Origin of the sequence: Pseudomonas sp. PSE14 (assembly GCF_029203285.1) — a bacterium.
In the GTDB taxonomy this organism is placed as follows: Bacteria; Pseudomonadota; Gammaproteobacteria; order Pseudomonadales; family Pseudomonadaceae; genus Pseudomonas.
Genome location: NZ_CP115669.1, coordinates 5923450 through 5943550, shown reverse-complemented (window position 1 = coordinate 5943550; position 20101 = coordinate 5923450). Strand labels below are relative to the sequence as shown.

Genomic DNA, 20101 nt, shown 5'->3' with positions numbered 1-20101 from the left:
GCATCAGCCTCGCCGGCGCCACAGCAGCAGTCCCAGCAGCACCGCGACCAGCAGCGCGGCCCCGGCGGCCAGCGGATAGACCGCATCGTCGTCCAGCAGCGGCTTCTCGATGCGCAGGTAGCCGTCATCCTTGAACAGCTGCTGTGCCAGCTCGTTCATCTGTTGCAGGCTGACCTTCGCCAGGCGCTTGTCCTCGTCGGGGAAGTGACCGTCGTCGAAGTCCGCCAGCGCACCCCAGTAATAGTCCGCCAGCGTCGCGTTACCCGGCGTACTCCAGGCCAGCTGAGCCCGTGCCACGCGCTGGATGCGGCTGAAACGCGCCGGGTCCAGGCCGTCGTGGCGAATCTTCTCCACCACCTCGTGCAACGCCTTGAGCGTGGCGTCCTGATCGTCACGCTCGATGTCGGCGTTCAGGCTGAGGAATCCCTGGTTGGCCCAGGCACTGCGTTCGCTCCAGGGGCCATATGACAGCTCGCGGCGTACCCGTAGCTCGGTATAGAGCACGTCGTTCAGGTATGCCTGCAGAAGGTCCAGGGAGGCGCCTTCGACATCGCCCGGCTCGGGGAATATCCAGTGCAGCACCGCGCTCTCGCCAAACAGGCTGGTGGTCAGCGTGCGCTGGCGTTCGGCTGTCCCTTTCATCACCGGCAGCTCGCGACGTTCCGGCGTGTCGTGATCGACCAACGCGCCATAGCTGTGGCCCAGGTACACCGGCAGGCGCGGATCGAGGTCACCGACGATGATCAGTGTCATGTTGCTCGGCACGTACCAGTCCTTGCGCAACTGGTCCAGCTGGCCCTGGCTCAGGTGCCCGACCGGTGCTCGCTCGGCGCAGGCCAGCCCCAGTTCCACGGCGAGCTGTTCCTGGCCGGCGCGGCTGACGTTCTGGTGGTCGAGCCAGCGCTGCAGGTGCGAATAGTGGCCGCCGTCCTCGCGCACCAGCACCTGCTTGGCGGAGGCGACCTTCTGCGCGTCCAGTTGGGTACGGGTGATGGCTTCCAGCAGCAGGTCGAGCACCTGGCGCTGGGTGGCGGCCGGCGACTCGACCACGAAGGCGGTATCGCCTTCACTGGTATAGGCGTTCCACTGGCCGCCCAGGGCCTGCATGCGGGCTTCCAGGTCGGCTTCGTCACCGCCGTCCAGGCCGCTGAAGAACAGGTGCTCCATCAGGTGCGGCAACTGGCGGTCCTGGCAGGAGAAGTCGCTGAAGCCGACGCCGACGATCAGCCGGATGGAGACGTGGCCCTTCTCGCGGGTGGGCTTGAACAGCACGCCCATGCCGTTTGCCAACTGGTACGCCTCCACCGTCTGGCGCTGATCGGCATGCGACCAGCCAGCAAGCAGCAGGGATAGCAGGGGGAAAAACAACCAGCGCATGAGCACAAAGCCTGGGGGAGCCAGAACGCAAAGCGACGAGGATAGCGGATTGGCCGGCGTGAACCTACCCGTAGTCCGCTCTACGGTCGGCGCCTTGCATCATCGCCCATGGCTTCTATCGTCACTGTGGGGGCACGACGCGGATTCACCCTCCGGCGACGGCGGACATGCCTTCGCCGTGGATGTAGAGATTCGGAGGCTTCATGCGTGTCCTGATTACCGGTGCGGCCGGGTTCCTTGGCCAGAGCCTGCTCAGCGACCTGGCGGTGCAGCATCTTGACTGGACCCTGATCGCCGCCGATGTTCGCTGCCTGAGTCTGCAGGGGCTGCGCCCGAACATCGAGCCGCTTCAGCTGGACATCAGCGTGCCTTCCAAGGTGCGGCACTGCATGGAAAAGTGGCGCCCCGAGGCCATCGTGCACCTCGCCGCGGTGATCAATCCCCCACGCGAAATGACCCAGTCGCAGCTCCACGCCATCGAGGTCGGCGGCACCAAGACACTGATCGAAGCCGCCTGCGAGGCCGGCGTGCAGCAACTGATCGTCACCAGTTCCGGGGCTGCATATGGCTATCACCCCGACAATGCCGAACTGATCGACGAAAGCCAGCCATTGCGGATCCATCCGCGTTTCCTTCATGTCCGCCACAAGCAGGAAATAGAGCGGTTTCTGGAGGACATGCGGCAGCGTTATCCACAGCTCAAGCAACTCATCCTGAGGCCCGGCACCATCCTCGGCCGACGTGTGCATAACCCGCTCATCGAACTGTTCGGCCAGCGCAAGCTCCTGGGCGTCACCGGCCATCCCAGCCGTTTCGTGTTCGTCTGGGACCAGGATGTGGTGAACGTCATCCGCCAGGGGCTGGAGCAGGGCAGCGAGGGTATCTACAACCTGGCGGGCGACGGTGCGCTGTCCCTGCGCGAGATCGCCGAACTGCTCGGCAAGCCTTACCGGGCCTGGCCGGCTCCGCTGCTGCGCGCCGGACTGGGCCTGCTCAAGCCGCTGGGGCTGTCGACCTATGGCCCGGAACAGGTGGACTTCCTGCGTTACCGTCCGGTGCTGGACAACCGGCGGCTCAAGGAGGAGTTCGGCTACCAGCCGCGCTACTCCAGCCGGGAGGCGTTCCTGGCGTTCCTCGAGGCCCGCGGGATGAACGGCTGACAGCTCAGCCTGTTGATAACCTGTAGAAAAACCTGTGGAAAGCCAGCTTCGACAAGGTTCCGGGGTTGCCAGGCTTCAGCTGCCCGAGTGGCGGCGGCGCTGACGGTATTCCCCCGGTGTCAGGCCCGTCCAATGGCGGAAGGCGCGGAAGAACACGCTGGGTTCGGAATAGCCGAGCAGCGCGGCGATATCGGTGGCCGGCAGGTTGTCTTCGCTGAGATAGCGCTCCGCCAGTTGCCGCCGGGTGTCGGCCAGCAGCTGTTGATAACTGCTGCCTTCCTCTGCCAGGCGTCGTTGCAGGGTGCGCTCGCTCAGGCCCAGAACGTTGGCCAGGGCCGCGCGGCCGGGTTCGCCGCGGGTGAGCTGTTCGCCGAGCAGCGCGACTACCCGGCCGCTGACACTGGCGCTGGGCAGGCGCGCCAGCAGTCCTTCGGCATGCTGGCGCAGCAGGTCGCGCAGTGGCGCATTGGCCTGCGGCAGGGCGACACCAACCATCGCCTTGGGCAAGCCCAGGGCATAGTCCTGGGCCTCGAAGTGCAGCGGGCAGGCAAAGGCCTTCGCATAGTCGTCGAGGTGCTCCGGCTGGCGGTGCATGAAGCGGCAGCCGGCGAGCTGCAGGCCTGGCAGCAGCGCCTTGAGCTGGCGCGCCCAGAAGCTCAACAGGGCCAGTGCGCGTGGACGGGTGGCGGACTGCTCGGGATTGAGCGGACGGTAGGCGACCCAGATGCTCTCGGGCTGTACCTCGATCGTCACCTGGCCGCCTTCTCCGACCAGACGCTGGTAGCGCAGCGCCGACTCCAGGGCTTCGCCCAGCGTCGTGCTGCTTTGCAACAGATAACCCAGGGCGCTGAAGGAGGCCGGCGACAGCGCACGGCCCACGGCCAGACCGGGCTCGGGGTTGGGCAGACGGGTCTGGATCGCGTCCCAGAGCCGTTCCTGATGTGGGAAGTCGATGCGCGCGTCGGGATCGCCGAGCTGAGCCTCCTGCAGGCCGCTTGCGGTGAGCAGCGCATCGCGGTCGAGGCCCAGGCGGGCCGCGGCCAACAGCACGGCCTGGGTCAGGCTTGCGCTGACCGAGGGTGTGCGGAGTGTTTGAGAGCTTTCGTCCATGGCGGGGGATTCTGCCCTAACCCTGGGCCCTGGGTAACCTGTGTTGTGCGCGGTTTCGCGCGGCGCTGCCGAGCGCCCCGCGAAACGGTCCGGCCGTCGTCCGATTCAACTTGCCGCGCGCGAGCCGGGTGCCGGGGGTTGCTGCGCCTGCTCGACCTCATGCTCGACGAAGTCCTCGGCTGCTCTGGCGTCGCCGACGCTGGCGTCCGGGTTGTCCAGCACAGCATAGGCGATGGCGCAGAACAGCGAGTTCAGGCGCTTCATGTCGCTGATCAGGTCCAGGTGCAGCGAACTGGTCTCGATGCTCTGCACCACCTGCTGGCGCAGGCGGTCGACGTGCGCGTGGGCGTAATGGCGCTCCTGCAGGCGGAAGCGCTGCTTGGCGCGGCGCAGGCGCCGGGCGCCTTCCTGGTCGCCATTGAGGAACACCGACAGGGACAGGCGCAGGTTGCTGAGCAATTGCCCGTGCAGCACGGTGATCTCCTCCAGGCCGTTGTCGGAGAACGAGCGGCTGCGCGAAGTCTTCTTGTCCTGCACGGCGCCGAGCATGTGCTCGATGATGTCGCCGGCCTGTTCCAGGTTGATCGCCAGTTCGATGATCTCCGCCCAGCGGCGGCTGTCGCGCTCGCCCAGATCCTCGCGGGGCATGCGCGCCAGGTACAGCTTGATCGCGGTGTAGAGCGCGTCGACGTCGTCATCCTGCTTGCGGATTTGCTTGGCGAGCAGCGGATCGCCGCTGTGGATAACCTGCATCAGGTGATTCAGCATCTGCTCGACGATATCGCCCATGCGCAGGGTCTCGCGCACCGCGTTGACCAGCGCCAGGCTCGGTGTGTCCAGCGCCGCCGGGTCGAGGTGGCGGGGGCGCACGGTGTCTTCGGGGGACTGCCGGTCCGGCATCAGGCGCGTGCACAGCTGCGCCATCTGCTCGGTGAGCGGCAGGCACGCCAGGCAGCGGGTGGCGTTGTAGAGCACATGGAAGGCGATCACCAGTTCCTGGGTGCGGAACGGCCAATCGTCCATCCACACCGCCACCGGCCCGACCAGGGGCAGCACCAGCAGGCAGCCGGCGAACTTGAATAACAGGCTGCCCAGGGCCACGCGCCGACCGGCGGCATTCTGCGAGGCCGAACTGATCAGGGCGAGGATGCCGCTGCCGAGGTTGGCGCCGACCACCAGGCACAGCGCCACTTTCAGCGAGATCACCTTGGAGGTGGCCAGCGTCGCGGCGAGCAGCACGGCGGCCAGGCTGGAATAGGAAATCATGGCGAACAGCGCGCCGGTCAGGGCGTCGAGCATCACATCGCCGGTCAGGCTGGAGAACAACACCTTCACGCCCTTGGCCTGGGTCATCGGCTCGGCGGCGGCGACGATCAGCTGCAGCGCCAGGATGATCAGCCCCAGGCCGATGAACACCCGGCCGAGCTGGCCGGCGCGGGTCTGCTTGCGGCTGAGGAAGAGGATCACCCCGAAGAAGATCAACAGTGGCGAGAGCCATGACAGGTCCAGCGTCAGCACCCGCGCCATCAGTGCCGTGCCGACGTCGGCGCCGAGCATGATGGCCAGGGCGGGCGCCAGCGCCATCAGGCCAGTGGCGACGAAGGAAGTGGCCAGCAGCGCGGTGGCGTTGCTGCTTTGCACCAGGGCCGTCACGCCGATGCCGGCGGCGAAGGCCAGCGGCCGCTTCTGTACGCTGTTGCTCAGCACGCGCCGCAGATGGGTGCCGTAAACCCTGAGAATGCCGGTGCGGACGATATGGGTACCCCACACCAACAGGGCGACGGCGGAGAGTAGATCGAGCAGTTTGAGCATGTCGGGCCCCCTCACGCTTTCCGGGGCCGCTGACCTCAACAGCCCCTGACGACCTCGCCCGCAATCCGATAGCGCGGAAGGCCGATAAGGACACGGCAGCGTTCAGGCGTTGTCATCCAATTGTCTTGGGTAGACCCGTGTTTTTCCCTGAGGGTTCGCCAAATGCCTGATTCGCTGGGGTTCCTGTGCTTGAGTAAAGCTGATCCGGCGCCATCGTGCGGGCGGATATTGCAGCGAAATGCGGCGCCGGGCCTGACCTGGAACAGTCGGCCCGCCGGCCCTGTGGATAAAATCCCCGGGCACACGAATGCGTCGGGTATTGGGTCGGCGGCTGAACCATCCACCAGCAAGGAGTATGCATGCGAGGTATTCGAGAGATCGCCCGGCGGGGTGGCCTGATCGCAATGATGCTGGCGCTGGGCGCCTGCAGTAGCCTGTTCGGCCTGCGCGATCCGCTGCGGGTCGACCTGGTCGGACTGGAACCCGTTGCCGGGCAGGGCATGGAGGCGCGTTTCATGGTGAAGCTGCGGGTGCAGAACCCCAACGACGACGCCATCGACTACAACGGTATCGCCCTGGACCTGGCGGTGAACGGCCAGCCGCTGGCCAGCGGGGTGAGCGACGCCAGCGGCCAGGTGCCGCGCTTTGGCGAAAAGGTGATCAGCGTGCCGGTGAGCTTTTCGGCGTTTTCTGCCATCCGTCAGGCCTGGGGCCTGTCCGGCGGGCCGCCGCGCGAGGGTATGCCCTACGAGATCAACGGCAAGCTGGCCGGCGGGCTGTTCGGTACGGTGCGCTTCAACGACAAGGGCGTGCTGAATTGGCCGGTGCCCAAGGTACAACGCTGAGGCGGTTGTGGATAACCCTGCCTACAGGCTGTTCCAGCGTTGCGCCAGGCCAAGCAGGTGGACCAGGCCGAAACCCAGGCAGACCAGCGAGCTCCAGATCAGGAACGGGGTGGAACGGGAGCGGGCGACCGTCAGCAGGGGCAGGATCGCCAGGCCCCGCAGCAGGTAGATGCCGGTGATCAGGCAGAGCCCGCTGCGCAGCAGGGGCAGCGGGGCGATGAGTCCGGCGCCGGACAGCGCGTAGAGAGACCAGAGCGCGAGTATCGAAGCGATGCCGATGGTAATCAGGGTGGGGCGCAGATGGCCGGCTTCCGCCGCCCGCGCCATTCGTTCACCGGCGCCGAAGAAGCGGTACCACGGGGCACCGCCGAAGATGATCGCCACATGCAGCAGCGCCGCCAGGGCGCTCAGGGTGGCGCCGACCAGTAATGCCTTGTTGATACCCTCTTCCATGAACCCATTCTCCCAGTGCGGCGTGCTTGCCGCACCGGGAGCATAGTCCGGTGCCGACTGCTTCCAGTCGTGACCGGTTGTCGCAGTGGAATTACTGGCCCGGAATATCCTTGCGCAGCTTCACCGGCTCCCGGTCCTTCTTCCCGCGCGCGGTGCGCATGCGGATGTTCAGGGCTTCCACCGCCAGCGAGAAGGCCATGGCGAAGTAGACGTAACCCTTCGGCACGTGGACTTCGAAGGCCTCGGCGATCAGCACGGTGCCGACCACGATGAGGAAGGACAGCGCCAGCATCTTCAGCGACGGGTGCTTGTCGATGAAGTCGCTGATGGCGCCGGCCGCCAGCATCATCACCAGCACGGCCACGACGATCGCGGCGATCATCACCGGCACGTTGGACACCATGCCCACCGCGGTGATCACCGAGTCCAGCGAGAACACGATGTCGATGATGGCGATCTGGATGATGGTGCCGATGAAGCCGCCCATCATGCTCTTGGGCTCGCCTTCGGTTTCGTCCTCGCCTTCCAGGCCGTGGTAGATCTCGGAGCTGCTTTTCCACAGGAGGAACAGGCCGCCGAAGAACAGGATCAGGTCGCGCCCGGAAATGCCCTGGCCGAACACCTGGAACAGGTCGGCGGTCAGGCGCATCACCCAGGTGATCGACAACAGCAGCAGGATGCGCGTGACCATCGCCAGCGCCAGCCCGAAGAAGCGCGTGCGCGGCTGCATGTGCTTGGGCATGCGGCCGACCAGGATGGAAATCATGATGATGTTGTCGATGCCCAGGACGATCTCCAGGGCAGTCAGGGTGAAGAACGCAATCCAGATTTCAGGGCTGGTCAGCCATTCCATTTATGGTCACTCGAAGTCAGTCATTGAACTGTTCATTGATTGAACAGAGGGAACAAGCCCAGCAGCAGGGCGGCGGCAAGGATCGCCAGGCACACCAGCACGGCCCATTTCAGGGTGAAGCGCTGATGGTCGCCGAAGTCCACCTTGGCCAGGCCCACCAGCAGGTACGTCGACGGCACCAGTGGGCTGAGCAGGTGTACCGGCTGGCCGACGATGGAGGCGCGGGCCATTTCCACCGGGGTGATGCCGTACTGCGCGGCGGCCTGGGAGAGTACCGGGAGCACGCCGTAGTAGAAAGCGTCATTCGACATGAAGAAGGTGAACGGCATGCTCACCAGCGCCGTGATGGTCGCCAGATACGGCCCAAGTGACGGAGGGATCACCGCCAGCAGGCTCTTCGACATGGCTTCGACCATGCCTGTTCCGGAAAGGATCCCGGTGAAGACCCCGGCGGCGAAGATCAGCGAAACCACCGCCAGGACGTTCTCGGCGTGGGCGCCGATACGCTTCTTCTGCTCAAGGATGCAGGGATAGTTCACGATCATCGCGATACCGAAGGCGATCATGAACAGCACCGGCATCGGCAGCAGCCCGGCGATCAGGGTGCCCATCAGCGCCACCGTGAGTGCGCCGTTGAACCACAGCAGCTTCGGCCGGCGCGCTTCGGGGTACTGCGAGACGCTGACCTCGGCCAGTGCCTCATGGTCGGTCGGCAGGTGCAGCTCGCCCAGGCGCTCGCGCTCGCGTTTGCCGTAGACCCAGGCGAGGCCGAAGATCGCCGCGATGCCGGCGAGCATGGCCGGGATCATCGGCACGAAGATGTCCGCCGGGTCCACGTGCAGCGCACTGGCCGCGCGGGCGGTGGGACCGCCCCAGGGCGTCATGTTCAGCACGCCGCTGGAGAGCATGATCAGGCAGGCCATCAGCAGCGGGCTCATGCCCAGGCGGCTGTACAGGGGCAGCACGGCGGCCACGCAGATCATGTAGGTGGTCGAGCCGTCACCATCGAGCGAGACGATCATCGCCAGCGCGGCGGTGCCCATCGAGACCTTCAGCGGGTCGCCTTTCACCAGCTTGAGGATCTTGCGCACCGCCGGGTCGAACAGGCCCGAGTCGATCATGATGGCGAAGTAGAGGATGGCGAACATCAGCATCACCCCGGTCGGCGCCAGGGTGCGGATGCCGTCCAGCATCATCGGGCCGAGCCCCGCGGCGAAGCCGCCGAGCACAGCGAAGGAGATCGGGACCAGGATCAGCGCGATCAGCGCCGACAGCCGCTTGGTCATGATCAGGAACATGAAGGTCGCCACCATGGCGAAGGCGAGGAAAGTCAGCATGGGGATAACTCCGTGTCGGCGCGGGATCAGCGGTGGCTGTGGGGGAACGGGCGCGGCGTGGACGGAGCGGGGGAGGACAGGGCATGGAACATGGCGATCACCGATTGTTGTTTTTGTGCGGCCGGAAGGGCCGAGGGCGGCGATGCTAGGAGGCCAAGCTTTCAGCAGGCTTTCGCGGGAGGGTGCCGTTGATCGGAGCGGTTCTTGTTGGAGCGAGCTTGCTCGCGAACCGAAGCCAGACCCTGTGGGTAAGTCGCAGGTCGAACGGCGGAGTTCATTGTAGGAGCGGACCTTGTCCGCGAAGCCTTGGCCTTGCACCGGCCTGCCGGCCGGATCGCGGATAAGATCCGCTCCTACGGAAGCGGTGTGCCATGTGGATAAGTTTCCGGCCTTTTCAGGAGCGGGTCAGCCGAGCGCCTGGATCGCCCCCATCACCACCAGCAGGCTGGCGCCGGCCAGCAGCGTCTGCAGGGTGATGATCCCGGCCATCAGATGGCTCTCGCCGCCCAGCTGCCGCGTGAGCACATAGGCCGTCGGCGCAGTGGGCAGGGCGAAGAACAGCACCAGCAGCGCGCTTTCCAGCGCCGGCAGGGCCAGCAGGCGGGCGACGGCGAAGGCCAGCAATGGCATTGCCAGCAGGCGGATCGCGCAGTTCCAGCCCAGCGCCGCGACTTCCGCGCGCAGCTCCTGAGGCTGCAACGCCGCGCCCACGCACAGCAGGCCCAGTGGCAGGCTGGCCACCGCCAGCAGGTTGAGCAGCCGGTCGCTGCCGCCCGGCAGGCCGATGCCACTCAGGTTGAGCAGCGCGCCGACCAGGCAGGCGAGGATCAGCGGGTTCTTCACGATCGGCAGCAACAACCCGCGCAGGCTGATGTCGCGCTCGGCGGTCAGCGCCCACACCGACATCACGTTCACCGTTGGCACCATCAGCGCCAGCATCAGCGCGGCCAGGGTCAACCCCGGCTTGCCGTACAGGCTGCCGACGGCAGCCAGCCCCAGGTAGGTGTTGAAACGCAGCACGCCCTGGGCAATGGCGCCGAAGCGCGCCGCGCTCCAGCCGCGCAGGCGCTTGACGATCAGCAGGGCGAACCAGGCAATGCCCAGGCCGAGGATCACCGCCAGCGCCTGACGGGCCAGGCCGGGATCGTTCAGCGGCGCGTTGGCCAGGCTGCTGGCCAGCAGAGCGGGGAACAGGAGGAAGTAGTTGAGCCGCTCGGCGGCGGGCCAGAACGCTTCGCCGGGGAATCCCTTGCGACGCAGCACGTAGCCGCCGACGATCAGCGCGAACAACGGCCAGAGGGCCTGGAACAGAGCGGTCACGGCGACCCCGCAAGATGGCTGGAAGCGGGCATCTTGCCGAGCCGGCGAGGGGGAGGGCAAGGCGTGTGGATAAGTTTCTCAGCCTTGCCTGCGCGGTTTTCCACAGTCTTTCAGGGTGTGGAAAATCTTGTCCACAGGGTCAGCGGCGGAACCCGCCAAAGTGCCCGCCACCGAAATGGGCGCCGCCGAATCCGCCACCGCCCCACTGGCGCTGGGTCTGGCCGAAGCGCTGCTGGCCCAGCTGGCGCGACTGCCATTGCTGGTCGAGCTGGTTGCGCACGGTGCCCTGGTTCGGCTGCACGGGCTGCCAGCCATTGTCGGTGTGTTGCTGCCAGCCGCCGTCCTGGGTGTGCTGGTAGACGTTGCCATCGTGGCCGGCATAGACGTCGCCGTTCTTCCAGGCCACGGCGTTGCCGGTCCGGCGGTTGTAGCTGATGCCCTGGTTCTGGCGGTCGTAGCTGCCGCGGCCGTCGTCCACGTCCCCGGAGATGCCGCGTTCGGCGATGGTGGTCCGGCCGGTCTGGGCGTTGTGCTTGATCCCCTGCTGGCCCGCCTCGAAGTCGCCCGAGTCGCGGTCGTAGGCGACGCCGCTGCGGCCCGCGGCGGAGATGCCGGTGGAAGCGTTGGCGTAGGCGCCCCGGCGTCCGGCGGCGCCCTGGTCGGTATAGGGGTTGAAGGCCGAGCCCTGGCTGCCGGCGAAGCGGGTGCCGGTGCGCGGGTTGTAGCCGACCGCCGAGCTGCCCTGCCATTGGGTGCCGGTCCAGCCGTTGTAGCCGTAGGCATGGGTGACGGAGCCCTGGCCCCAGCGGCCGTAGAAGTTCGCCTGGTTGATGTTGGTGTAGCTCCAGCCGCCGGCCGGGTAGGGCCCCCAGTACGGGCCCCAGTAGGGCTCGGGCGCGCCCCACCAGGCACCGGCGGCGAAGCCGAAGGCGAATCCGGTCAGCGCGCCCACGGCGAAGCCGGCGCCGTAACCATAGGTCGGTGGGTAGCCGTAGTACACGGTGTTGCTGACGTACGCCGGGTAGGTGTAGCCGGTGCCGTAGACCACCGTGCCGTCGCTGTTCACCACCACGCCCAGGTAGCCGGGCGTGTAGCCCACCACCACGGTCTGCGGGGTGACCGAGTAGATGTGCACGTAGGTCACGTAGTACAGCGGCGAGCTGGGCGGGATGCCATAGATCACCGCCGGCACTTCGGTTGCCACCTGCCAGGCGCCGGTGGCGCTGGGGGCGACGAACCAGACGCCGTTGTTCACCGCGTAGAACTGGTTGGGCGCTACCTCGATCACCGGTGTCGGGGTGTTCACCGCATAGCTCAGGCTGGTGCCGGCGATCGGCTGGAAGTTCGGCGCGCCATCGTAGTTCACCGTCAGCGTCGTCTTGCTGCGCGAGACGGTGGCGGTCTGCGGGATGCTCGCGGCGATGGCCGCTTCCTTGGCCTGCGGCGTGCCGGGTACCGAGACCAGCACGTTGGCCTTCGGGTCCTTGGGCGAGATCTTCGCGAAGTCAGCGGGCAGGTCCTTGCCCTGCACATACTGCCACGGGCCCTTTTCACCGGGGCCGCTGAACCAGCGACCGGAGACCAGCACGTACCAGGTGTTGTGGGTGGGATCGACGAACACCGCGTGGTCGGCGTTCTGCAGAGTCAGCAGACTGACGCCATCCACCGGCGCCATCTGCGCGGTGCCGTCGCTGACGATCAGCTCGGTGGGCCGGGTGACGACCAGCACCGCCGGCGCCTTCGCCGGTTGCTTGCCGTTCTTGGGCAGCAGCGCGTCCACCGGGCCGTTCTTGCTGGCGATCTGCTCGGCGCCGAGCAGCGCCTTGGGCGGTTGGCTCAGCACCAGCCAATTGCCATTCAGCGACTGGGAGGTGTACCAGCTGCCCGCCGCGTGCAGATAGTTGTTGCCCTGGGCGTCGCGCAGGATCAGCACGCGGCTGTTGATCACGCGCTCGAAGTCGCTGCCCGGCAGCGACTGCCAGTTCGGCTGGCCGTCGATCATCACCAGCACGGTCGGGGTGTCAGCGAAGACGATCTGCGGCGCGTCGTTCTTCACCTCGACGTGACGCAGCTTGTCCAACTGCTGGTTCACCGCGTAGCTGGCCTGCAGTTCGTCGAGGGAGACGGTCAGGCCGTCCTTGGGCAGGTGCGCCACCAGGGCGTCGCGGACCTTGCCGGCGCTGTCCGGCTCGGTGGGGACTTCCACCTTGTCGATGCGGATATCGCTGAGCTGCACCAGGCCGCTGGCCTTGTCGATGGCGGCGGCGGCGGAGAACAGCGCCACGCCGTAGGTGGGCGCGGCATTGGCGGCGCCCACGGCGATCGCCGCGCGGCCGCTCATGCGGGTGCCGTCCCAGGCTTCCACCTGGGGCTGGAAGATCTGCACGTGCTGCTCGCCCAGGGCGAAGTCGCGCGGCCACTTCAGCTCGGTGGCGGCGCTCGACTGCGCGGCGGGTGACGGGGCGTCGGCCGCCAGTGCGACGGGAAGGCCGTGCGCCAGGCCAATGGCCAGGGCGAGCGACGACAGGAGCGGGCGTAGAAGCATGGTGGAAACCTTCCTTGAGAAACCTGCGCTCAACGATAGTGCAGCGCCGGCGATCTGCGCGGACCTGCGTTTCATGTTGCGCCATGCTCGCTCAAATTCACGGGCGGGCGAACAGCTTGCCGCCGGAATAGACGCTGTACGAGTCCCCTGTCGTTCCCGTTCCGGCCGTTACAGCCCCAGGTCGCTGAGCGACGGGTGATCGTCCGGCCGACGCCCCTGCGGCCAGCGGAACAGGCGCTCGTCCTCGCGAATCGGCAGGTCGTTGATGCTGGCGTGGCGCTCGAACATCAGGCCGTTCTCGTCGAATGCCCAGTTCTCGTTGCCGTAGGAACGGAACCAGTTGCCCGAGTCGTCATGCCATTCGTAGGCGAAGCGCACGGCGATGCGGTTGTCGGTGAAGGCCCAGAGTTCCTTGATCAACCGGTATTCCTGCTCGCGCACCCACTTGGCGGTGAGGAAGGTGACGATCTGCTCGCGGCCCTGGACGAAGGTCGCGCGGTTGCGCCAGCGGCTGTCCACGCTGTAGGCCAGCGAGACGCGCCGGGGATCGCGGCTGTTCCAGCCGTCTTCGGCGAGGCGGACTTTCTGGATCGCGGTTTCACGGGTGAAGGGCGGGAGAGGGGGGCGGGCTTCGCTCATGGTGGTCTCCAAGGCAGTGAGGGGGAACCTGGTGTCCATACTCCGCCTGGCCCCGGATGGGGTAAATGACGGTGATCCCACAGATATTGCCAAACACGCTACGGCGTACTGGGTGGGAGCAGCTGTCGTTCACGCACTTGTAGGATGGCGTAGAGCGTAGCGAAACCCATCGATCCCATGCACCGACAGCATGGGTATCGCTTCGCTCCACCCATCCTACGCGCTGCTAATCGCTGCGCAGCGTTGTTGCTCTTCGTAGGAGCGAGCTTGCTCGCGAACTCGCCCAACTCGGTGCCGCCGGTTGCTCCGGTTCGCGAGCAAGCTCGCTCCTATAGAGTATTCATGCCTGCGGAATAACGGCCTTGGCGACGACCTTGCGCAATCCCACCCGGTCCTGGCTCGGGCACACCCCGAACTTCGCCCGGTAGCTGCGTGACAGGTAGGAGGGCGACTCGAACCCGCAGGCCACGCCGACCTCCAGCACGCTCATGTCGGTCTGGCGCAATAGCTGGCGCGCCTTGTCCAGGCGCAGGCCGAGGTAGAAGTTCGAGGGCGTGTCGTTCAGGTGCAGGCGGAACAGCCGCTCCAGCTGGCGCCGGGTGACCCGAATGTGCTCGGCCAGCTCCAGGGTGGAAAGCGGCGGCTCGGTGTGCCGCTCCATCTCGCCGATCACCTGCACCAGCTTGCGGTTGCTCACCCCATAGCGGCTGGCCACCTGCAGGCGCTGGTGATCCTGGCGGGTGCGGATACGGCTGACCACGAACTGTTCGGAAACCTGCACCGCCAGCTCCGCGCCGTGGTCCTGGGCGATCAGGTCGAGCATCAGGTCGATGGACGCCGTGCCGCCGGCGGAGGTGATGCGCGGGCCATCGATCTCGAACAGCTCCTGGGTCGCCTGCACCTGTGGATAAGTTTCCTGGAAGGCCTCCAGCGCCTCCCAGTGCACCGTGCAGCGGTGGCGCGTCAGCAGCCCCGCCTCGGCCAGCACGAAGCTGCCGGTGTCGATGCCGCCCAGGGTCACGCCGTCGCGGTCGAGCCGTTTCAGCCAGTGCAGCAGCGCCGGGGTACAGGCGCGCAGCGGCTCGAAGCCTGCCACCACCAGCAACGTGTCGCCTTTCTTGAGGGCTTCCAGGCCGCTGTCGGCATTCATCGACATGCCGTTGCTGGCCAGCACCGGCCCGCCGTCCAGGCTCATCAGGTGCCAGCGGTAGAGCTCGCCGCGGAAGCGGTTGGCCACGCGCAGTGGCTCCACGGCGGAGACGAAACCCATCACGGAAAAGCCGGGCAACAGCAGGAACCAGAAGTCTTGGGACATGGTGGGTACCGTGCGATTCAAGGCGGCGGCCGGGAGGCATTCGACTGGCATAGTGCAATTCGCCGGCGCTGGCAATCGGGGTGGTCGCTGCTGTGCAAGAGCTGGTCGCCCCAGTGCGATTCGCGGGGTCTTCGGCTGCGTAACGTGAACACCAGTCCCGCCGTGAGGGACCGCATGACAAACAACAACGATAACCAACGCCGCAAAGGCCTTGTGGGAGATGTCATGAAGTCAACGATCAAAGCGGTCGGCTGCGCCGCGCTGTTAGTCGCCGCCAACACCACCTGGGCCGCCGAGCCCGCGCAATGCCAGAACGTGCGCATGGGGTCGGTGAACTGGACCGACGTGGTGGCCAGCAGTGCAATCGCCGAAGCCGTGCTCGACGGCCTGGGCTACAAGGTCAAGCAGACCAGCGCCTCGCAGCAGATCATCCTCGCCGGCATGGCCGACAAGCAGCTCGACCTCTTCCTCGGCTACTGGCAGCCGACCATGCAACCGGTAGCCAAGCCTTACCTCGACAAGCAGCAGATCGAAGTCATCACCCCGGCGACCCTGGCCGATGCGCAGTCCACCTACGCCGTGCCGACCTACGTCTACGACGGCGGCCTGAAGACCTTCGCCGACATCGCCAAGTTCAGGGACAAGCTCGACAACAAGATCTACCTGATCGAGCCGGGCAGCGGGTCCAACCGCATCACCGCGAAGATGATCGCCGACGACAAGTTCGGCCTGAAGGGCTTCCAGATCGTCGAGTCCAGCGAGGCCGGCATGCTCACCGCGGTCAAGCGTGCCATCAAGCGCCAGCAGTGGGTGGTGTTCTTCGGCTGGAAACCGCACCCGATGAACCTGCAGATCGACATGAAATACCTCACCGGCAGCGACGACGCTTTCGGTCCCAACGAAGGCGCCGCCACCGTCTCCATCATGACCGCCGGCGGCTACCAGCAGCAGTGCACCAACGTCGCCAAGCTGCTGCACAACCTGAACTTCACCAGCGAACAGGTCAGTCAGGTGATGGAGCCGATCCTCGACCGCACCCAGCCGGTGGATGCCGCCAAGGCCTGGCTCAAGGCGCACCCCGAGTCGCTGCAGAAGTGGCTCGCCGGCGTCACCACCTTCGATGGCAAGGATGGCCTCGGCGCCGTCCAGGTCTCGCTCAAGTAACTCCCCCTACAGGACTCCCTGCGCACCGCCGCGCAGGGGTTCCGCTCGCCCACAAGAAGGAGTTCCACCGTGAACTACGAAGTCATCGTTACCTGCGCGGTGACCGGCGCCGGCGACACCGTCGGCAAGCACCCGGCCATCCCCGTCACTCCCAAGGAAATCGCTGCCGCCGCCATTGAGGCCGCCAAAGCCGGCGCCACCGTCGCCCACTGCCACGTGCGTGACCCGCAGACCGGCAAGCCCAGCCGTGATGTGAACCTCTATCGCGAAGTGGTGGAGCGCATCCGCGAGAGCGACACCGACGTCATCATCAACCTCACCGCCGGCATGGGCGGGGACCTGGAGATCGGCAAGGGCGAGCGGCCGCTGGAATTCGGCGCCGGCACCGACCTGGTCGGCCCGCTCGAGCGTCTGGCCCACGTCGAAGAACTGCTGCCGGAAATCTGCACCCTGGACTGCGGCACCCTGAACTTCGGCGACGGCGACTTCATCTACGTCTCCACCCCGGCCCAGCTGCGCGCCGGCGCCAAGCGCATCACCGAGCTGGGCGTGAAGGCCGAGCTGGAAATCTTCGACACCGGCCACCTCTGGTTCGCCAAGCAGATGCTCAAGGAAGGCCTGCTGGAAGACCCGTTGATCCAGATCTGCCTCGGCATCCCGTGGGGCGCGCCGGCCGACACCACCACCATGAAGGCCATGGCCGACAACATCCCGGACGGCCTGACCTGGGCCGGCTTCGGCATCGGCCGCTCGCAGATGCCCATGGTCGCCCAGGCCATGCTGCTGGGCGGCAACGTGCGCGTCGGCCTGGAGGACAACATCTGGCTCGACCGCGGCGTGCATGCCAGCAACGGCCAACTGGTCGAACGCGCCATCGAGATCATCGAACGCCTCGGCGGCCGCGCCCTGACCCCGGCCGAGGGGCGCAAGAAGATGAACCTCAAGCCGCGCTGATCCCGAACCTCAACACCGTAGGGCGAATAACCCGGAACGGGTTATCCGCCGCCATACCAGCACGGCGGATAACGCTGCGCGTTATGCGCCCTACGAAGAGCCTGACGACTTTCCGGAGCCTTCCATGTCCTTCATCACTGACATCAAAACCTTCGCCGCCCTCGGCAGCGGCGTCATCGGCAGCGGCTGGGTCGCCCGTGCCCTGGCCCACGGCCTCGACGTCATCGCCTGGGACCCGGCCCCCGGCGCCGAAGCCGCCCTGCGCGCACGCATCGCCAATGCCTGGCCGGCGCTGGAAAAGGCGGGCCTGGCCCCCGGTGCCTCGCAGGATCGCCTGCGCTTCGTTGCCACCATCGAAGAATGCGTGCGTGACGCCGACTTCATCCAGGAAAGCGCCCCCGAACGCCTCGACCTCAAGTGTGAGCTGCACGCAAAGATCAGCGCTGCGGCCCGCCCCAATGCCCTGATCGGCTCCAGCACCTCGGGCCTGCTGCCCAGCGAGTTCTACGCCGACGCCACGCATCCCGAGCGCTGTGTGGTTGGCCACCCGTTCAACCCGGTCTACCTGCTGCCGCTGGTGGAAGTGGTGGGCGGCGAGAAGACCGCGCCCGAAGCGGTGCAGGCCGCCATCAAGGTCTACGAATCCCTCGGCATGCGCCCGCTGCACGTGCGCAAGGAAGTCCCCGGCTTCATCGCCGACCGCCTGCTCGAAGCGCTCTGGCGCGAGGCGCTGCACCTGGTCAATGACGGCGTCGCCAGCACCGGCGAGATCGACGATGCGATCCGCTTCGGCGCCGGCCTGCGCTGGTCCTTCATGGGCACCTTCCTCACCTACACCCTGGCCGGCGGCAACGCCGGGATGCGCCACTTCATGGCCCAGTTCGGCCCGGCACTGCAATTGCCCTGGACCTACCTGCCGGCTCCGGAGCTGACCGACACCCTGATCGACCGCGTGGTGGAAGGCACCTCCGAACAGCAGGGCTCGCGCAGCATCGCCGAGCTGGAACGCTACCGTGACGACTGCCTGCTGGCGGTGCTGGGCGCCATCAAGGACACCAAGGCCAAACACGGCTTCGCCTTCGCCGACTAACCTCACGGTTCATCATTCGCTCCAAACCACCCCCTCTCCCTTCAGGGAGAGGGCCGGGGAGAGGGGCTCTTCGGACGCGAACATGACCCACGCCCTGAAAACCTACGAAACGCCCATCCTCGCCGAGTGGACCGACTACAACGGCCACCTGCGCGACGCCTTCTACCTGCTGCTGTTCAGCTACGCCACCGATGCCCTGATGGATCACCTGGGCCTGGACGCGGACAACCGCGCGGCGACCCACAACTCGCTGTTCACCCTCGAAGTCCACCTCAACTACCTGCACGAAGTGAAGGAAGGTGAAAAGGTGGAAGTGCGCACCCAGTTGATCGCCCATGACCGCAAGCGCCTGCATATCTTCCACAGCCTGCACCGCGCCGGCGAAGACCTCGCCCTGGCCGCCAGCGAACAGATGCTGCTGCACGTGAACCTCGACGGCGGCGCGCGCTCGGCGCCCTTCGACGGCGTGGTGCTCGAACGGGTGCTGGCGCTGGCCGAGGCGCATCGCCCGCTGCCACGCCCGGACTATGTCGGGCGCACCATCGGCCTGCCGGGCTGATTGCCAATGGCGCGGCGCTATCCGCTGTCCGATGCCCTGCAGGCTTTCGTCGCGAGGACCCAGTCCTACGCCGAAAGCGATCCCTCCATCACTGCCCAGCGCGCGGCCTACGAGCGCATGGCGGCTGCCTTGACGCCGCCGCGTCCGCCGGGCTTGCGTATCAGCGAGCTGTGCCTGGACCGCCTGCCCACCGTACGCCTGTACCGCCCGACCGATCTTCCACCGGCTACCGGCTGGCCCACCGTGCTCTACCTGCACGGCGGCGGCTGGATGCTGGGTGGCCTGGGATCCCATGAGTTCATCACCGCCGAGTTGGCGCTCGAACTGGGCGCGCTGGTGGTCGCGGTGGACTATCGGCTGGCGCCGGAGCACCCCTACCCCGCCGCGCTGGATGACTGCCTCGCCGTCTGGCGGCGCCTGCGCAACGGCAGCCTGGGTGAGCCGGTCGATACGTCGCGGTTGCTGGTGATGGGCGATAGCGCCGGTGGGAATCTTGCCGCCGCCCTGTGCCTGGCCCTGCGTGAGGCCGGCGAGCCGCTACCCTGTGGACAAGTGCTGGTCTACCCCGCGCTGGGCGATGCCCAGACACCCTCGCGGAACGCCTGTGCCGATGCGCCACTGCTGTCGCGGACGGACCTCGACGCCTGCCTGGCGGCCTACCTGCCCCACGCCGGCGACCGGCGCGATCCGCTGGCGCTGCCATTGCGGGCCCGCGACTTCCGAGACCTGCCGCCGGCATTCGTCGCCGTCGCCGAGTTCGACCCGCTGCGCGACGACGGCGAGCGATACTGCGAGGCGTTGCGCGAGGCCAATGTCGACGTCGAGTTCTTTCCCGGCGTCGGCCTGGTGCATGGCGCCTTGCGCGCTCGCGGCGTGGAGGAGGTGGAAGCCCTGTACCGGACGCTCTACCAGGCGCTGCGGGGCTTCTTCAGGAGTTAGGGCGTTGGCTGGCCGAGGATGAATTCGGCGAGCGTCTTCACTTGCACGTCGTCCAGCGCGGGGAAGGGTGGCATCGGAATCTGCCCCCAGCGTCCGACGCCGCCCTGGCGAATGTGCTCGGTCACGCTCCGTAGCGCCTGCGGATCGCCCCGGTAGCGCTCGGCCACCGCCTGGTAGGCCGGCCCGACCACCGTGCGGTCGAGGGCGTGGCAGCCCAGGCAGCCGTTGGCGTCGAGCAGGCTGCGGGCATCCTGCTTCGCCGGGCTGGCTGGCGCCGATGCCGGTGCTGTGGCGACGGCCTGGGCGCGGGGCTTGCCGGAATAGGCATCGGCCAGGTAAGCGGCGATCGCATCGGCCTGGCGATCGTCGACCGGTGCGCCGTAGGCGTGCTGCATCTTCGCGACTTCTCCGCGCCATTGGCTTTCGTTCATGCCGGGAGGCTGCAACTGGATGTAGTCCGCCGAATGGCAAATGGTGCATTTCTGGTTGGCGATGGTGTAGCCGGGCAGTTCCGATGGCGTCAGGCGTGCGGTTTCCATGGGCAACTCGATGCTCACGGGCTCGGCCCGGACAGCGGCCGCCAGCAGGCCGGAGCAGGCGAGTGCGAGCAGGAATCTGATTGCAGGCAT

The 20101-nt window shown here is 66.8% G+C and carries 18 protein-coding genes; 7 read left to right on the top strand and 11 right to left on the bottom strand.

What is annotated here, in order from left to right; all coding sequences use genetic code 11:
* Nucleotides 1-3: 3 nt before the first annotated feature.
* Nucleotides 4-1377, bottom strand: coding sequence for a pitrilysin family protein (locus tag O6P39_RS27145; RefSeq protein ID WP_275609422.1), 1374 nt, complete (start codon nucleotides 1375-1377; stop codon nucleotides 4-6).
* Between the two features lie 203 nt (nucleotides 1378-1580).
* On the opposite strand from O6P39_RS27145, the gene O6P39_RS27140 reads away from it, so the two are divergent.
* Nucleotides 1581-2537, top strand: a complete 957-nt coding sequence (locus O6P39_RS27140; protein ID WP_275609421.1) for an NAD-dependent epimerase/dehydratase family protein — start codon at nucleotides 1581-1583, stop codon at nucleotides 2535-2537.
* Nucleotides 2538-2612: 75 nt separating this feature from the next.
* On the opposite strand, the gene O6P39_RS27135 is transcribed toward O6P39_RS27140, so the two are convergent.
* Together O6P39_RS27135 and O6P39_RS27130 are read right to left on the bottom strand one after the other, a co-directional pair.
* Nucleotides 2613-3647 carry an AraC family transcriptional regulator gene (locus tag O6P39_RS27135; RefSeq protein WP_275609420.1) on the bottom strand — a complete coding sequence of 345 codons (1035 nt, stop codon included), beginning with the start codon at nucleotides 3645-3647 and terminating at the stop codon, nucleotides 2613-2615.
* Between the two features lie 105 nt (nucleotides 3648-3752).
* The gene (locus O6P39_RS27130) at nucleotides 3753-5459 is read right to left on the bottom strand and encodes a Na/Pi cotransporter family protein (RefSeq protein WP_275609419.1); all 1707 of its coding nucleotides are present in this window, start codon (nucleotides 5457-5459) and stop codon (nucleotides 3753-3755) included.
* A 404-nt stretch (nucleotides 5460-5863) separates the two neighbouring features.
* Here O6P39_RS27130 and O6P39_RS27125 point away from each other — a divergent pair, with 404 nt between their 5' ends.
* Entirely contained in the window at nucleotides 5864-6304 is a 441-nt protein-coding gene (locus O6P39_RS27125; RefSeq protein WP_275612044.1) for an LEA type 2 family protein, read from the top strand.
* A 21-nt stretch (nucleotides 6305-6325) separates the two neighbouring features.
* On the opposite strand, the gene O6P39_RS27120 is transcribed toward O6P39_RS27125, so the two are convergent.
* The 7 genes from O6P39_RS27120 to O6P39_RS27090 form a co-directional block, all read right to left on the bottom strand.
* A complete protein-coding gene (locus O6P39_RS27120; protein ID WP_275609418.1) occupies nucleotides 6326-6757 on the bottom strand; it encodes a hypothetical protein in 432 nt (143 codons plus the stop codon).
* A gap of 91 nt (nucleotides 6758-6848) precedes the next feature.
* A complete protein-coding gene (locus O6P39_RS27115) occupies nucleotides 6849-7610 on the bottom strand; it encodes a TerC family protein (protein ID WP_275609417.1) in 762 nt (253 codons plus the stop codon).
* A 32-nt stretch (nucleotides 7611-7642) separates the two neighbouring features.
* A complete protein-coding gene (locus O6P39_RS27110) occupies nucleotides 7643-8947 on the bottom strand; it encodes a CitMHS family transporter (protein WP_275609416.1) in 1305 nt (434 codons plus the stop codon).
* 405 nt (nucleotides 8948-9352) lie between these two features.
* A complete protein-coding gene (locus O6P39_RS27105; RefSeq protein WP_275609415.1) occupies nucleotides 9353-10327 on the bottom strand; it encodes an AEC family transporter in 975 nt (324 codons plus the stop codon).
* 79 nt (nucleotides 10328-10406) lie between these two features.
* Complete coding sequence (locus O6P39_RS27100; RefSeq protein ID WP_275609414.1) at nucleotides 10407-12812, bottom strand: carbohydrate-binding family V/XII; 2406 nt, start codon at nucleotides 12810-12812, stop codon at nucleotides 10407-10409.
* 168 nt (nucleotides 12813-12980) lie between these two features.
* A complete protein-coding gene (locus tag O6P39_RS27095) occupies nucleotides 12981-13451 on the bottom strand; it encodes a nuclear transport factor 2 family protein (RefSeq protein WP_275609413.1) in 471 nt (156 codons plus the stop codon).
* Nucleotides 13452-13791: 340 nt separating this feature from the next.
* Nucleotides 13792-14766 carry a GlxA family transcriptional regulator gene (locus O6P39_RS27090; RefSeq protein ID WP_275609412.1) on the bottom strand — a complete coding sequence of 325 codons (975 nt, stop codon included), beginning with the start codon at nucleotides 14764-14766 and terminating at the stop codon, nucleotides 13792-13794.
* Nucleotides 14767-14991: 225 nt separating this feature from the next.
* Between O6P39_RS27090 and choX the strand changes: the two genes are divergently transcribed.
* The 5 genes from choX (at nucleotide 14992) to O6P39_RS27065 (ending at nucleotide 19472) form a co-directional block, all read left to right on the top strand.
* Nucleotides 14992-15930 carry a choline ABC transporter substrate-binding protein gene (gene choX / locus O6P39_RS27085; RefSeq protein ID WP_275609411.1) on the top strand — a complete coding sequence of 313 codons (939 nt, stop codon included), beginning with the start codon at nucleotides 14992-14994 and terminating at the stop codon, nucleotides 15928-15930.
* Nucleotides 15931-15999: 69 nt separating this feature from the next.
* Nucleotides 16000-16884 (top strand): 3-keto-5-aminohexanoate cleavage protein, encoded by an 885-nt coding sequence (locus O6P39_RS27080; RefSeq protein WP_275609410.1) that lies wholly within the window; start codon nucleotides 16000-16002, stop codon nucleotides 16882-16884.
* Nucleotides 16885-17008: 124 nt separating this feature from the next.
* Nucleotides 17009-17974, top strand: a complete 966-nt coding sequence (locus O6P39_RS27075; protein ID WP_275609409.1) for an L-carnitine dehydrogenase — start codon at nucleotides 17009-17011, stop codon at nucleotides 17972-17974.
* A gap of 82 nt (nucleotides 17975-18056) precedes the next feature.
* Nucleotides 18057-18533, top strand: coding sequence for a thioesterase family protein (locus O6P39_RS27070; RefSeq protein WP_275609408.1), 477 nt, complete (start codon nucleotides 18057-18059; stop codon nucleotides 18531-18533).
* A 6-nt stretch (nucleotides 18534-18539) separates the two neighbouring features.
* Nucleotides 18540-19472: an alpha/beta hydrolase gene (locus tag O6P39_RS27065; protein WP_275609407.1), complete on the top strand. Its 933-nt coding sequence runs from the start codon at nucleotides 18540-18542 to the stop codon at nucleotides 19470-19472.
* On the opposite strand, the gene O6P39_RS27060 is transcribed toward O6P39_RS27065, so the two are convergent.
* On the bottom strand, nucleotides 19469-20101 hold the full coding sequence (locus tag O6P39_RS27060) for a c-type cytochrome (protein WP_275609406.1): 633 nt from the start codon (nucleotides 20099-20101) through the stop codon (nucleotides 19469-19471). The two genes, O6P39_RS27065 and O6P39_RS27060, sit on opposite strands and share 4 nt — an antisense overlap.